We start from the raw sequence: 13,925 nt of genomic DNA, 5'->3' as shown, positions 1-13,925 counted from the left end.
TTCTCCATGATGATTAACACACTGCTCAGTCCCCAAGCATAGTTAATGCTCCTTCATTGTGCTTTTGTCATGGTGTGCCATCTGTTGTTGCAACGCCTGCTCGAGTTCGAGCATGGCGCGCTCCATGGACTTGCTGCAATCGGCCACTTCATCGTCGTGGAATCTGTTATTGCAGGCCTGTTCGAGCGCCTCGCAACTGTCGATCAGTCGGGAGGCCTGGACGATTCGGGCCGCGCCCTTGATTTTGTGGGCAATGTCGAGGAATGACTGCCGGTCCTTCGACTCGGATAACGCCAGCAGCGCTTCGCGGTCCAGGCGGTTGCTGTTCAGCAGTTCGACCAACAATCGCTGGTTGAGTGACGGGTTGCCACCGGTCAACAGGTGCAGCCCTTCCAGGCTGAAGGCTGGCTCGCGGACCCTCGGCGTGATGCCTTCGACCCATTGGCTCAAGGCCGTCAGGCTGAGGGGCTTGAACAGGCAATCGTCCATCCCGGCCAGTTTGCAGCGTTGTCTTTCCTCCGGCTGCGCGTTGGCGGTGAAACCCAAAACGGTACAGGGAGGGCGCTGCAGTTGCTGTTCATATTGGCGAATGGCACGGACCAGCTCATATCCATTCATGATCGGCATGTTGCAATCTGCAATCACCAGATCGAATGGCTGATTCTTCCATGCCTCGAACCCTTCCTCGCCATCCGCAGCGACGTTGAATCGATGCCCCAGAAACTCCAGTTGCTGGCACATGAGCAAGCGATTGGCCGGGTGATCATCGACCACCAGCACGTTCAAGGGGGCAGTGCTCAAGTGAATTTGCGGCTCGACAGGTTCCGGTATCCGTTCCGTCGGCAGGGTTGCCAGGTTCAGCGAAACCCGAACCTGTGTGCCGACTCCCCGCTCACTGTTCAATTGCAGGCTGCCGCCCATCATTTCGCATAGATTGCGGCTGATCACCAGGCCAAGCCCCGCGCCGCCTCTGGCTGACTGGCTGGAGTTATCGGCCTGGACAAAAGGCTCGAACAACCGCTGTTGATCCTCCTCGCTGATCCCTGCGCCACTGTCTTCAACCAGCAATTGCAGGTCAACTCGCTCGGGCTCGTCGGTCGGCTGCAACTCTACGCTGATCCTGACTTGGCCCTGTTGCGTAAACTTGATGGCATTGCTGATCAGATTGGACAGCACCTGCTTGAAGCGCATCGGGTCCAACAGGACATCAGTCGCCGGTTTGGCAGGGCTGAATTGCAGTTGCAGCCCGAGATTTTTCTGCCGGGCCAGCCCGTCGAAAATCCGCACCACCGAGGCGACGGTTTCAGCCAGATTGACGCGCTCCGGGCTCAGGCTCAGACGCCCGGATTCGATGCGCGCAATATCGAGAATGTCCCCGATCAGTTCCAGCAGGTCTTTCGCTGAGTGGTACGCGACGTCGATGGCGGGTCGATCCGGATGACGGTGATCGATACGCTTGAGTGTCAGTTCGAGCATGCCGATGATTGCATTCATTGGCGTGCGGATCTCATGGCTCATGGTCGCCAGAAAGGTGCTTTTAGCTCGGTTGGCTTCATCGGCGCGCTCTTTCGCTGCCCGCAACTCATCAAACAGTTTCCGCCGCTCGCTGATATCGATCCAGCCGCCGATGATGCCTTGCACATCACCGCTCGAGTCGCGATAGGGAAGAATCCAGTGATAGATCGTCAGCTTGTGGTCGTCGATGTGCAACGGACGGTCGAGAACCAGCGGCGTGCCCTCGGCCATGACGCGTTGGTAGTCCGCCTGATATTCCCGTGCTTCGAAGGCGTTGCTGAAGCAGCCCTGCATGACGCCTTTACCAATGATGTCTTCGCGTTTCGCGCAGAAGGTCTCCAGGTAACTATCGTTGCAGCTTTGCAGCAATCCCTGGCGATCCCGCACATAAATGGGATGAGGTGTGCCATTGACCAGTGATCGCATGAATTCCAGTTGATCGTTCAATGCGCGTTCGGCCGCCTGACGCTGTTTTATCTGACGTCTCATATAGGCGTTCCAGGCAACGGATATCAGCAGTAGAACACCAGCGCCTGTAACGATCTGATAGAACACTCGGTGATAGTTGCGCCAAGTATTCTGCGAGGGCGTCGAATAACCACGCCAGCGGTTGTTGATGATGCCCAGCTCCTCCGGTGCAATGCTCAGCAGCGCCTTGTCGAGGATGGCATTCAGTTCTTTGGCGTCGCGCCCGGTCGCCAGGGAAAACGCTGCCTGTCGGGTGCCGATGGTGGTGCTGATCTGAAGTGTCTGTTCGAAGATCCGCGATGAGATGAAGTAGTTGGCGATCACCAGTGAGTTCACCGCACCTTCTGCCTGGCCCACGGCGAGCAATTCCACGGCGCTGAACGTGTCCGGGGTTTCAACCAGATTGATCCGCGGAAACTCGCTGCGCAGGTAATCCACCAGTGGATTGCCTTGAGCGATGGCCAGGCGTTTGTCCTGCAATTGCGTGAGATTTGTCGGGCTGTCGGCCGCTTTGCGCGTCAGTAGCACAAAGGAGTTTTCCAGATAGGGGCGGCTGAAATTCAACGTCGTTTCACGTTGGATGCTGGGGAGCAGGGCGGCGATCAGGTCAGCCTGATGGTTAGCGATCTGCTCGATCATCTCGTCATCGCTTCGGCTGCGCTGGATTTCGAAACGCAAACCGGTGCGCAACCTGATCAGCTCGAGCAGATCAGCCGTGACACCTCGAAAGTTGCCGTCGCTGTCGAAAAACGACAGCGGCGCAAACGCTTCATTAACCACGACACGCACAACCGGATGTTGTGCCAGCCAGCGTTCTTCACGGTGGCTGAGTTGCAGTTTGTGATCGGTGAGAAGAATGTCGCTGCCGGCACTCCAGCGTTTGGCAATGTTTTCTCGCTCGCTGGTGGGGATGGTCTTGAGTACCACGTTGATGATTGCAAGCAGATTCGGGTTGTCCTTCTGCACGGCAAAGCTGAAACCATGGGCTTCGTGTTTACCGAAGTTGGCCATGCGGATGTTGTTCAGATACCCCTTGTTGATCATGTAGTGGGTTGAAATGGTGTCGCCGAGAAAAACGTCGGCCTGGTCGAAGGCAACCGCATTGATCGCATTCTGGTAGGACGGATAGGAGGTAATGATGGCCTTCGGATACAGCGCCCTTACCTCATCCAGAGGCAAATAGTGATACACCATGCTGAGCCGCATGCCGGCAAGTCCATCGGTCAGCGATCTGGTTTCTCCTTCTCGTGTCACCAGTACGGGTTGATCCACCGCATAAGGCATGGATAAGGCAATGTCGGCGTTGTCGGCTTCGAACCCATTGGCGGTGCCGAGCATGTCGACCTGGCCTTTTTCCAGCGCCTCGATCGCGGCCCCCCGGGATGCGAAACGCTGCACCTTGATCGGCAACCCTATGGCCTTGCCGAGGATACCTGCGTAATCGGCGGTCAAACCTTCATAGTCGTGGCCGCTGAGGGTCAGGTCGAAAGGAGGATAGTCCGGGGCCGATGTACCCAGGATCAATTCACGTTTGTCTTTAGCCCATTGTCGTTGTGAGGTATCCAGTTGGACTTCCATGTGCCCGGCCGTCGAGCGACTGAGCAGGGAGTAATGCTCGCCGGCTGTCTTGGCCGCGAGTACTGAGGTACTCAGGCATAAACCCGCGGCCATGAGTATTAGATGATCCTTCAAGCGGCTGGGCATCCTGTTTCTCACACTAACGCGTTACGTTTTGCCATATCGATGAGTTCAACCAAGGATTTGGCTTTGAGTTTCTGCATGAGTCGTTTTTTATAAGTACTGACCGTTTTGTTGCTGAGAAACATGCCCTTGGCAATTTCTTTATTGGTGCGACCTTGGGCGAAAAGTTGTAATACCATCAGCTCTCGATCATTGACGGATTTAAACAATTCCAGGTCGGACCAGCGCGCGTCGTCACGACGAACAGGGTTCAAGGCTTGACTGGGAAAGTAGTTGTAACCTGATAAGACCGCTTTGATCGCACTCATCAGTTCACTGAGGTCTTCCTGCTTGCAAACATAGCCCGATGCACCGGACTGCATGCATCGAATACCGAAAAGTGTCGGGCACTGTGCAGTTAACACCAGTGTTTTTAAGGGGGTACTCATGGCGTTGAAACGGGAAAGAACTTCCAGCCCATCCAGTTTGGGAATACTGATGTCGAGGATGATCAGGTCAGGCATGCATTCGCGAACCATCTGCATTGCATCGACCCCATTGTCAGTTTCGCCGACGACTTTGTAACCTTCATGTTCCAGCAGCATTCGAACGGCAAGGCGGATAACAGGGTGATCGTCGACAATAAAAACGGAGTTCATAATCAAATCCCATACGTGCACAAATAAAGCGCGCACCTTAGCTCAGATAGTTGAGGCGCCGCATGAACTGAGGGGGCTGTAGCAGCAATACAGGAAAAGTCCTACAACCGAAGAAGAATCGGACTACGTATCAACTAGGTTTTGCATGAGGAAGGGCAAAAGTTTTGAGGGTATTCAAGAGATTGAAAATATTGAGTTAGAGGTATGGGTTTTTATTTTTTGTAATGGCTTTAGTGTGTTTTGGTTCTTGTGTTTTTAGGATGAAGCCAAGGTCAACAAGTTTCTGAAGTCTGATTGTTTCAATGGTTTGATCAAGTAACCGAGCAAGGGCAGTCCATGTTCGTGGGCCATTACTTTAAGTTGGTCCAGTTCGACGGATGTCAGGCTGCTCAAAAGTATTGCCTGCCTGATCATCCCCCGGTGACTGGCGTATTCGATCAAGTCGAGGCCTGGAAGGTCAGGCAGGCATTGGTCGCACAAAAGAATATCGAACGGTTGCGCAGCCTTGAGCATTTGTTGCAAGGCGGCTTCGGCACTGTCAGTGGCAGTCAATTGGGTGAAGCCATAACTCTCGAGCAGGTATTGAGTCGCTCGTAGCTGAAAGGGATGATCTTCCACCAGCAAGATGCGCCAATCATGTTTGAACATAGGTATTTTCATGCGTCATCTGTCGAGCAGGGGAGTGCGATTATTTCGCGAGACAGCCGAACAATCGATCAGTCCGCTCTGCACAGTGTGTAGGGCGATTCTGTCGACGTTGAAATACACATGAATGTCGAGACATTCGATCAGCCGTTCAGAGGTCTCTGAAACGGCTAACCGATATGCTTCTATCCGTGGCTTGAACGACCGGTCATTTCCAGCGCCATTTCACTGGCATAGCTGTCGGTCATGCCGGCGATGAAATCAATCATGCGCAAGAAGGAGGTGTGCAAAGGGCCCTGAGGATCGGGCGCATTGTTGCCCAACAGGTCGAGTATGCGGCGGTGCTTGAAGGATGGCGTGCGACCGTTGTGTTGCTCCAGTGCCGCGCCGCAAAAGGCGTTGAGCAGGATTTCCAGGGTGGTGTAGGCGCCGATTTCGTGGAGTGTCTTGCGCTTGTCCTGGAAGATTTTTTTGCGCGCCATGTCCTTGGCATTCAAGACGCAGCGTTTGGCGGGGCCATGCATATGTTCCACCAGGTCGCCAGGGAGCGTGCCGGCCAGCAGCGCGTCCTGTTGCTCGACGAAGGCTCGGGCTGCTGCGTTGGTCAGGTGTTCGATGGCTTTGCCCCGCAGGATCGCCAGTTTGCGCCGACGCGAATCCTGGGGACCGAGCTGGCGATAGGTTTCCGGGAGATCGTCGCCCACCAGGTCCAGCAGCAGGGACTCGACTTCGGCGTATTCCAGCAGCTCCATCTCCAGGCCATCTTCCAGATCGATCAGCGCGTAGCAGATATCGTCGGCGGCCTCCATCAGGTACACCAGCGGATGACGCGCCCAACGCTGTTCTTCCAGCTGCGGCAGGCCGAGTTTATGAGCGATCTGTTCCAGCAACGGCAGTTCGCTCTGATAGCAGCCGAACTTGTGCTTCTTGTAGCCTAGTGAGTCGGCGTGCCGAGCCGTCCACGGGTATTTCAGGTAGGTACCCAGCGTGGCGTAGGTCAGCCGGGTACCCCCTTCGAACTGGTGGTATTCAAGCTGGGTAAGCACCCGGAAACCCTGGGCATTGCCTTCGAAATTGAGGAAGTCATTGCGTTCGGCTTCGCTCATCGCATCCAGCCAGCCACGGCCTGCGGCCTGCTGGAACCAGTGGCGGATCGCGTCTTCACCGGAATGACCGAAGGGCGGATTACCAATGTCATGGGCCAGGCAAGCCGATTGCACCACCATGCCCAGGTCGCTCGGTTCGCACCAGTCGGGCAGGGCGCTGCGGATGGTTTCACCAACGCGCATGCCTAGCGAACGGCCGACGCAGCTGACTTCCAGCGAATGGGTCAGGCGCGTGTGGATATGATCGTTGCTGGAGACCGGATGGACCTGGGTCTTGCGCCCGAGACGGCGAAACGCGCCCGAGAAAATGATGCGGTCATGGTCTTTATGGAAAGGGCTGCGGCCGAGTTCTTCCGGGCTGTGTACAGGCTTTCCGAGGCGTTCGCGGGTAAGCAGGGTTTGCCAATCCAAGGCTGGTCTCTCCGTCAGGTGACTGATCCCCTAGCTTCCCGGTTCAAGCGGGTCCCTGCAAGGAGAACTAGAGCCCTGCGGCATCGATATCGATGAGTAGCAGGCGCTCGCCGTTATCGGTAAATAGCCCGGCGGTTAGGCAGTACTGGACCTGGACACCATGCAGGCACGCAGGATTAACCTCTCGATAAAGAGGTTAATCCTGGTGATATTGAAAGAATGCAGCCAAACAGGACTGATTAATGTTTGCGCGAAGCGCTCTGCATGATCAGCTTGATCAGTGGCCCCAGCGTGACGCCCAGGCGAGCCAGCCGAGTCAGGCTGCCAATACTGCCACCCTTGGCACCTTTGCCGGTCAGAAAGCCCAACCCGATCACGGCCACGATCCCCCAGAGCGGAGCGTGTTTGATGCCGAGACCGTCTTGCAGGTTTTGCGTCATGCCACGCACCCGTTGCAGAGGGTGCAGCAGGTGTTGGGATTCGTGGCGAATTTCCTGGCGATGCATTTCCATGCGCAGGCGGATCAGCGCTTTGCGCATTTCCGTGCGTGAGCTGTTGCGGGGAAGTTCAGACATGCTCATGGCAACAGACGCTCCCGATCATTGGCCAACTCTTCCAAGGTGCCATGGAAGGGCGAGGATTCATCGAAAATCGCTGCTCTCAAGCGCATCGCACAGAACAACGCTGCGAGGGTATAGAACACACAGAGCCCGATGATTGCTGCCAGGCGATAGGTGTCCCAAAACAGGATCAACACCAGCGTCGACAAGCCCACCAGCAATAACAAGGCAAAGACCAGCGTCAGGCCGGCAAACAGCAACAGGCTTACGGTGCGTGCTTTTTGTTCCTGCAATTCAATGCCGAACAGTTCGACATGACTGTGCAGCAGTCCAAGAAACGCGGCCCCGAGGCGCCGCGGTGATGAGCCGGTGCCCGTCGCGGACGGGTCGGATTCGCCGATCGCCATATCAGCGCCTAGTGGCTAGCAGGCCAATCAGGAAACCCACGCCAGCCGCGATTCCGACCGATTGCCATGGGTTGGCCTGGACGTAATCTTCCGTGGCAGTGACAGCGGCTTTGCCGCGCTCGCGCACAGAGTCTTCGGTCAATCTCAGGGTTTCCCGCGCGCGCAGCAGACTGTCATGGATCTGCTGGCGCAACTCATCGGCCTGATCGCCAGCCAGGGATTTGGTGTGTTCCAGCAACCTTTCAGTGTCGGTGACTAGCGTCTGAAAATCTTCCATCAGAACTTCTTGAGCAGTCTTTGCTGTGGTGCGTGCCATTGGTGATCTCCATAAGTGGCTTCTGAAGCGTTCGAGTATGAGCCTTGCGTGAAGGTTCAGTACAAATGACTGGTACAACTTTTGCTATGTCGTGGTGCGTGAACCTGCGCCCTTGCGCTGTTGCCGGGCATGATTTCAGGAAAACCTTAACTCAAATAATCAAAACTCGCGCAGAGGCTGCGATCTTGTGCGCCAAACCGGTTCATCCAGACTAGCGCTACGATCTGGATGAGCTGCAACTTGGTGCGTCAGTCATCTTCGCGAACTGCTTTGGTGCTTTTTTTCAGCCTTCAGGTCTGCCAATCCATGGAAAATCTGCAAAGTGCTGTGGACAGTCTGGTCCATAGCTCCAACACATTGTTCATCCTTATCGGTGCGGTCATGGTCCTGGCCATGCACGCCGGTTTCGCCTTTCTCGAGGTGGGCACGGTTCGACAAAAGAACCAGGTCAATGCCTTGTCGAAGATCCTCAGCGACTTCGCCATTTCGACCCTGGCCTACTTCTTTATAGGCTATTGGATTTCTTACGGGGTCACTTTCATGCAGCCGGCGGCGGTGATTACTGCCGACCATGGCTATGGGCTGGTGAAGTTTTTCTTTCTGCTGACCTTTGCTGCGGCAATACCGGCAATCATTTCCGGAGGCATCGCCGAGCGTGCCCGGTTCGCCCCGCAGCTGTGCGCGACGGCGCTGATCGTGGCGTTCATCTATCCCTTCTTCGAAGGCATGATCTGGAATGGCAACTTTGGTCTGCAAGCCTGGTTGCTGGAACGCTTTGGCGCCAGCTTCCATGACTTTGCAGGCTCTGTGGTGGTTCACGCCATGGGCGGCTGGCTGGCACTCGCGGCGGTATTGTTGCTCGGCCCAAGGCAAGGTCGTTATCGCGATGGGCGACTCGTGGCATTCGCACCGTCGAGCATTCCCTTTCTCGCGTTGGGTTCGTGGATTTTGATCGTCGGCTGGTTCGGCTTCAACGTGATGAGCGCTCAGACCCTGCAAGGGGTCAGCGGGTTGGTGGCAGTGAACTCGCTGATGGCCATGGTCGGCGGCACCGTGGCGGCGTTGATCGTCGGACGCAATGACCCGGGCTTCCTGCATAACGGCCCATTGGCCGGGTTGGTGGCGATCTGTGCCGGATCGGATCTGATGCACCCGGTGGGCGCGTTGGTGACTGGTGCCGTCGCCGGGGCACTGTTTGTCTGGTGCTTTACTGCGGCTCAAGGCAAATGGCGCATCGATGATGTGCTGGGCGTCTGGCCTCTGCATGGACTGTGTGGCGTTTGGGGCGGGATCGCTTGTGGCATTTTTGGTCAAACCGCCTTGGGTGGTTTGGGGGGCGTGAGCCTGATCAGTCAGTTGATCGGCACTTCTCTGGGGGTGATTGTGGCGCTGGCCGGCGGTTTTGTGGTGTATGGCGCGATCAAGGCGTTCCATGGTCTGCGCCTGAGCCAGGAAGAGGAGTATTACGGCGCGGACTTGTCGGTGCACAAGATCGGTGCCGTAAGTCAGGATTGAATTACTGTTCCTCATCGTCAGCGCCAGGGTAAAAACCGTGCAGCAGGCGATAGCGGTCACGCCGTATCTGGTCGACCCGGTCTCGTACCTGCCGGCCGGGTATGCCCAGCATGATCAGCGCGTGGGAGGCGAGCATCAGGCTGGACTCCAGCAACTCGGGTACGACTTCGCTGGCGCCAGCGGCCTTTAACTCGGCCAACTGACTGTCGTCCCGTGTGCGCACCAGGATCGACACGCTCGGGTTGAACCGGCGTGCTTCCTTGAGTATCAACAGTGCGATGTCCGTCTTGTCCACGGCGACCACCAGCAGCCTGGCGCGTTCCAGCCCTATCGCGACCAGCAGCTCGCCGCGACGTGAGTCGCCGTAATGAACACAGCTTTCATTGACGGCTGCCTCCTGAACCCGCACCGGGTCGGTATCCAGCGCAATGTAAGGTTGATCTATATTACGCAGGACGCGCCCGATGGACTGGCCTACACGGCCGTAGCCACAGATCACTACGTGATTGTGCAAGCCTGCATTGAGCGCGCTGATTTCTTCGAGTTCGGCTTCTTCGTTGGGCTTGTGGTGCAGACGTGTGGCGATGTGGGGCGCGGCACGCAGCAGTAAAGGCGTCACCAGCATCGAGCAGAACGTGGCGGCCAGCAGCAGGCCACCGAAGTCGGCGGGCATCAGTTTGTTCTGCTGCATCTGCGTCATCAGGGCAAAGCAGAATTCGCCCCCTTGAGCCAATGCCAGGCCGCTGCGCCAGGCGGTTTCGACATCGCTGCCGCGCCATTTGACCAGCAGCGCGACCACGGTGCCTTTGATCAGCAGCAACCCCAGCGTCAGGCCAAGAATCAGCAGGCCGTGGCTGGCAAACAACCGCAAGTCGATCAGCATGCCGATGCTGACGAAGAACACCCCGAGCAGAATGTCGCGGAACGGACGGATGTCCGCCTCGATCTGATGTCGGTAGTGGCTTTCCCCCAGCAGCATGCCGGCGAGAAAGGCGCCCAGGGCCGGGGAGAGGCCGAGCAGGTGAGTCAGCCAGGCCGTCAGCAAAACGATCACCAGCGCCAACAGCACGAACAGTTCCGCGGACCGGGACGCGGCGACTTCATGGAACAGCCGTGGCAGAAACCAGCGACTGACCAACAGCAGACCAACGAACAGTACTATGGTCTTGCCCAGCGTCAATGGCAGCGCCCAATACCAAGCCTGGTCGCTGCTGCCGGCGAACACCGGCACCAGGGTCAGTAGCAACACCGCGACCACGTCCTGAAACAACAGCACGGCGATGGCATTCTGGCCGTGGCGGCTGAAAAGTTCACCGAGGCTGCTCAACTCTTTGCTGACAATGGCGGTGGACGACAGCGCCAAACCGGCACCAAGTAACAGTGCAGGCGTGGTCGGCATGCCGAACAGCATCAGCAGCCCCCCCAGCACCATCCCGGAACCCAGCACCTGCAGGCTGCCCAGGCCAAATACCACCTGGCGCAGTGCGAGCATTTTCGACAGAGAAAATTCAAGTCCGAGAGAAAATAGCAAGAACACCACGCCCAACTCGGCAAGGTCGGGCAACTCTTCGCTTTCATTCACCCAGTTGAACGCGGTCGGCCCGATCATCAGCCCTACGCACAGGTAGCCCAACACCGGTGGCAAGCGCAGGCGCTGGAACAGTGCAATCACCACCAGAGAGGAGGTGAAGATGATTAACAGATTGGCGAACACAAAAAACTCCGGTGAAGTTCAGGCTACTCAAGCGTAGAAGTAAAAAAGACGCGAGCATCGCGCAAGTGCCGGTTGAGGCGAATGATTTGCATCAGGAGTTTGCCGAAATCTCTTGAAATCGGCCATTGCTCAGACAGATTGGGCATCGGCTCGACGGCTTTTGATAGCGGGCCTAGAATGAGCGCTTACTTCGATGGATCTTGTCGTCATGCCTCCTGAATGTCAGCTGTTCGGCACCGTTGGTTGCCATCTTTGTGAACTCGCCGAAGCCATGCTGATGGAATTTGTCGAGCGTGGTCTGTTGGTGGAGCTGGTGGATATCGCTGACGACGAAACGTGGTTCGAAGCTTACAGTCTGCGTATTCCAGTTTTGCGACGGGTCGATACCGGCGCTGAGCTGGGCTGGCCGTTCGGTGCCGATGAAGTGGTGGCGTTCCTGCGGTAGGGGGACGGCGACGGTGTTCCCGTGTGTCGAACTTTATGATTGATACCTTGGCTTAACCGATGTTATTCGGATACTGTATGCGCATACAGTTATTCGGATTGCCTGCCATGCTTTTCCCTGTTTCGGGTTTGGCAGCCGATCCCGGACGTCAGAGGGATGAACCTTGGTCAATGTCGAGCAATTGAAGAACAGCGTGAACCGGATGTCGGTGGACGTGGTGCGCGAGGCCGTCCTCGAACTGCGTTTGGATGGCCTGGTCACGGAGGGGAAAACGCCCTTCAACAAATTGCATTTCAATACCTGTTTCGCCGAAATCGAAGCCTTGTTCCAGCGTGCGGGCTATCACCGGCAGCTGGATGTCGTGGGCTATCAGGGTTTGTTGTATGCGCTTTATGATCCGGGTCGCTGGGAAGCGGTCGATGTGCTGCGCTGGCTCAAGGAGTTCACCGAAGCGGCCGCTCGCACACAGTCGATACCGGCCTGAGGATTCTCTTCTAGGTTCGTTCCGGCCACTGTTGGATAATGCCGCCCTGCATTGAGGGTTAGAGCTTTTCGTATGTCCATTTCATCTTTTTCTGCTGCACATAACCAGGCCAGTACGCTCTACCTGCCGCCGGGGCCGTGGCAGACCGTACTCGATTGCCTGTGCGAACACTTCAGTGCCATCGGTCGTGAACAATGGCTGGACAGAATTGCTCGCGGTCGTGTCCTCGATGGGCAAGGCCTGCCGATCGCCCTGGACCTGCCTTACAAGGAAGGTCTGCGGATTCATTATTTCCGTGAAGTACCGGACGAAAAACCGATCCCGGTAGTAGAGTCGATCCTCTATGCCGACGAGCATCTGGTGGTGGCAGACAAACCGCACTTTCTGCCTGTGACTCCGGCGGGCGAATACGTGGAGCAGACGTTGCTGCGGCGGCTGATCCGTCGCCTGGATAACCCGCACCTGGTGCCGTTGCATCGCATTGATCGGCATACAGCCGGGTTGGTGTTGTTTTCAGCCAATCCTCAGAGTCGGTCGGCCTATCAGTCATTGTTTCCTACACGCCAGATCGAAAAGCGCTACGAAGCAATTGCCCGGGCATTGCCTGAGCACTCCTTCCCGCTGGTCCATAAAAGTCGACTTATAGATGGCGAGCCGTTTTTTCGCATGCAGGAAGGTCCGGGCGTCAGCAATACCGAGACGGCTGTCGAGGTCCGGGAAAAAAACGGTGAACTCTGGCGTTATGCGCTGTACCCGGTGACGGGCAAGAAACATCAGTTGCGAGTTCACATGACAGCCTTGGGGGCCAGCATCTGCAATGATCCGTTCTATCCGCAGGTGCTCAAGGACGTAGAAGATGACTATGCCAACCCCTTGAAGCTGTTGGCCCAGGGTCTGCGATTTGTCGATCCGGTCACGGGGCAGGAAAGAGAATTCGAAAGCACTATCACCTTGCAGTGGTGATCACAGGGCTAACGACTCTGCTTTTCTTCACTCACGAAAAAGCCCGCTTTGAAAGCGGGCTTTTCTGTATCTGGTTGTCGCCGTAAAGATTACAGATCTTTAACGGTACGGACCTGATCTTTGTTGACGCGGGTGTGCTTGCCATCCAGTTGTTCGAATTCGTAAAAGCCCGATTCTTCATCGTACTTAGGCGCGTCGACGGCCTGGATTTCTCGACCGTCATTCAAGGTGATCACTGTAGGCGATGCGCAACCGGCGAGGGTCGCAAGGCCCAGTGCGAGCATGAAAGTGGCGAGGGTCCGTTGAGTCATGAGTGTGTCTCCGAATGGGAATTCTTTTGGTTGCTGAGCTTGAGACGTATACAACGCGCGCAAGTTCCTTCGCGTGTCAGTCTGACACAGTGTGATGTGTGCTTAACAGTTCCGGCGTATTGAGATTGGCCAGGCGAGGGTCGTTGTCCGGGCATTGCAGGGCTGTGGCGCCTAGCTTGCGCATAAGGCGACCCGGGCTGCGCTCGCCTTCGTTCCAGGCGGTCTCGAAAGCTGCGGAAAGGGCGACGGGAATCATGCACAGCAAGGGTTCCCAATGTTCGCCATGGCGCAGCATCAGCGGTTTGTCCGGATGCTGCCCGGCGGTTTCACGCATGCTCTGGAGCAGCGCGGCATCGATGCGTGGCACATCGCAGGGCAGCACGAGCAAGTAGGCGTGACGGGCGGCCTTCAGGCCTGCGCGAATACCCGCCAACGGCCCCGGAAAGTCGCCTTCGTCGTCATGGACCAACTGATCCGCATAAGGCGCATATTTTTCCAGGTTTCTGTTGCAGGAGATGATCAGGTCATCACTCAGCGGGCGCGTCTTACGGTGCAGATGCGCGATCAGTGGCTCGCCGTGCCAATCCAGCAAACCCTTGTCCTGACCGCCCATGCGTTGGCCGCGACCGCCAGCCAGGAGCAGAATGGAGCAAGGCGCCAGAGGTGTATTCGATGTCATCGCTCTTCTCCATGGGGGCGGCGAAAAAATGAGGCGCTGTGATATAA

14 protein-coding genes are annotated in these 13,925 nt (G+C 56.7%); 4 read left to right on the top strand and 10 right to left on the bottom strand.

The genetic code is table 11. From position 1 onward, the window contains the following. Positions 1 to 42: 42 nt before the first annotated feature. From AB3226_RS06300 to AB3226_RS06270, 7 genes are all read right to left on the bottom strand, one after another. Positions 43 to 3,687 (bottom strand): transporter substrate-binding domain-containing protein, encoded by a 3,645-nt coding sequence (locus AB3226_RS06300; RefSeq protein WP_367372444.1) that lies wholly within the window; start codon positions 3,685 to 3,687, stop codon positions 43 to 45. An 8-nt stretch (positions 3,688 to 3,695) separates the two neighbouring features. Next, entirely contained in the window at positions 3,696 to 4,322 is a 627-nt protein-coding gene (locus AB3226_RS06295) for a response regulator (protein ID WP_367372443.1), read from the bottom strand. 255 nt (positions 4,323 to 4,577) lie between these two features. Next, positions 4,578 to 4,982 carry a response regulator gene (locus tag AB3226_RS06290; protein WP_367372442.1) on the bottom strand — a complete coding sequence of 135 codons (405 nt, stop codon included), beginning with the start codon at positions 4,980 to 4,982 and terminating at the stop codon, positions 4,578 to 4,580. A gap of 170 nt (positions 4,983 to 5,152) precedes the next feature. Then, the gene (locus tag AB3226_RS06285; RefSeq protein ID WP_367372441.1) at positions 5,153 to 6,484 is read right to left on the bottom strand and encodes a deoxyguanosinetriphosphate triphosphohydrolase; all 1,332 of its coding nucleotides are present in this window, start codon (positions 6,482 to 6,484) and stop codon (positions 5,153 to 5,155) included. A 239-nt stretch (positions 6,485 to 6,723) separates the two neighbouring features. Continuing rightward, the gene (locus AB3226_RS06280; RefSeq protein ID WP_367372440.1) at positions 6,724 to 7,065 is read right to left on the bottom strand and encodes a hypothetical protein; all 342 of its coding nucleotides are present in this window, start codon (positions 7,063 to 7,065) and stop codon (positions 6,724 to 6,726) included. Continuing rightward, positions 7,062 to 7,451 carry a phage holin family protein gene (locus tag AB3226_RS06275; RefSeq protein WP_367372439.1) on the bottom strand — a complete coding sequence of 130 codons (390 nt, stop codon included), beginning with the start codon at positions 7,449 to 7,451 and terminating at the stop codon, positions 7,062 to 7,064. Before AB3226_RS06275 ends, AB3226_RS06280 begins: the two co-directional genes overlap by 4 nt. Before the next feature lies 1 nt (position 7,452). Then, on the bottom strand, positions 7,453 to 7,767 hold the full coding sequence (locus AB3226_RS06270; protein ID WP_008009371.1) for a YqjD family protein: 315 nt from the start codon (positions 7,765 to 7,767) through the stop codon (positions 7,453 to 7,455). Positions 7,768 to 8,073: 306 nt separating this feature from the next. On the opposite strand from AB3226_RS06270, the gene AB3226_RS06265 reads away from it, so the two are divergent. Further along, positions 8,074 to 9,282 (top strand): ammonium transporter, encoded by a 1,209-nt coding sequence (locus AB3226_RS06265; protein ID WP_367372438.1) that lies wholly within the window; start codon positions 8,074 to 8,076, stop codon positions 9,280 to 9,282. Between the two features lies 1 nt (position 9,283). Here AB3226_RS06265 and AB3226_RS06260 read toward each other — a convergent pair whose 3' ends face one another. Then, positions 9,284 to 10,996 (bottom strand): cation:proton antiporter, encoded by a 1,713-nt coding sequence (locus AB3226_RS06260; RefSeq protein WP_367372437.1) that lies wholly within the window; start codon positions 10,994 to 10,996, stop codon positions 9,284 to 9,286. A gap of 208 nt (positions 10,997 to 11,204) precedes the next feature. On the opposite strand from AB3226_RS06260, the gene AB3226_RS06255 reads away from it, so the two are divergent. From AB3226_RS06255 to AB3226_RS06245, 3 genes are all read left to right on the top strand, one after another. After that, positions 11,205 to 11,441 (top strand): glutaredoxin family protein, encoded by a 237-nt coding sequence (locus AB3226_RS06255; RefSeq protein WP_030132301.1) that lies wholly within the window; start codon positions 11,205 to 11,207, stop codon positions 11,439 to 11,441. Between the two features lie 163 nt (positions 11,442 to 11,604). After that, positions 11,605 to 11,925 carry a transcriptional regulator gene (locus AB3226_RS06250; protein ID WP_192227859.1) on the top strand — a complete coding sequence of 107 codons (321 nt, stop codon included), beginning with the start codon at positions 11,605 to 11,607 and terminating at the stop codon, positions 11,923 to 11,925. A 72-nt stretch (positions 11,926 to 11,997) separates the two neighbouring features. Continuing rightward, positions 11,998 to 12,888 (top strand): pseudouridine synthase, encoded by an 891-nt coding sequence (locus AB3226_RS06245; protein ID WP_123357674.1) that lies wholly within the window; start codon positions 11,998 to 12,000, stop codon positions 12,886 to 12,888. Between the two features lie 89 nt (positions 12,889 to 12,977). Here AB3226_RS06245 and AB3226_RS06240 read toward each other — a convergent pair whose 3' ends face one another. Together AB3226_RS06240 and mobA are read right to left on the bottom strand one after the other, a co-directional pair. After that, positions 12,978 to 13,199 carry a YgdI/YgdR family lipoprotein gene (locus AB3226_RS06240; RefSeq protein ID WP_007895056.1) on the bottom strand — a complete coding sequence of 74 codons (222 nt, stop codon included), beginning with the start codon at positions 13,197 to 13,199 and terminating at the stop codon, positions 12,978 to 12,980. A 76-nt stretch (positions 13,200 to 13,275) separates the two neighbouring features. Beyond that, positions 13,276 to 13,878 carry a molybdenum cofactor guanylyltransferase MobA gene (mobA, locus tag AB3226_RS06235; protein WP_367372436.1) on the bottom strand — a complete coding sequence of 201 codons (603 nt, stop codon included), beginning with the start codon at positions 13,876 to 13,878 and terminating at the stop codon, positions 13,276 to 13,278. Positions 13,879 to 13,925 lie beyond the last annotated feature (47 nt).

Origin of the sequence: Pseudomonas lini, from assembly GCF_964063345.1 — a bacterium.
In the GTDB taxonomy this organism is placed as follows: Bacteria; Pseudomonadota; Gammaproteobacteria; order Pseudomonadales; family Pseudomonadaceae; genus Aquipseudomonas; species Aquipseudomonas lini_B.
The sequence above is the reverse complement of the archived record's forward strand: the minus strand, read 5'-3'. Positions and strand labels throughout refer to the sequence as shown.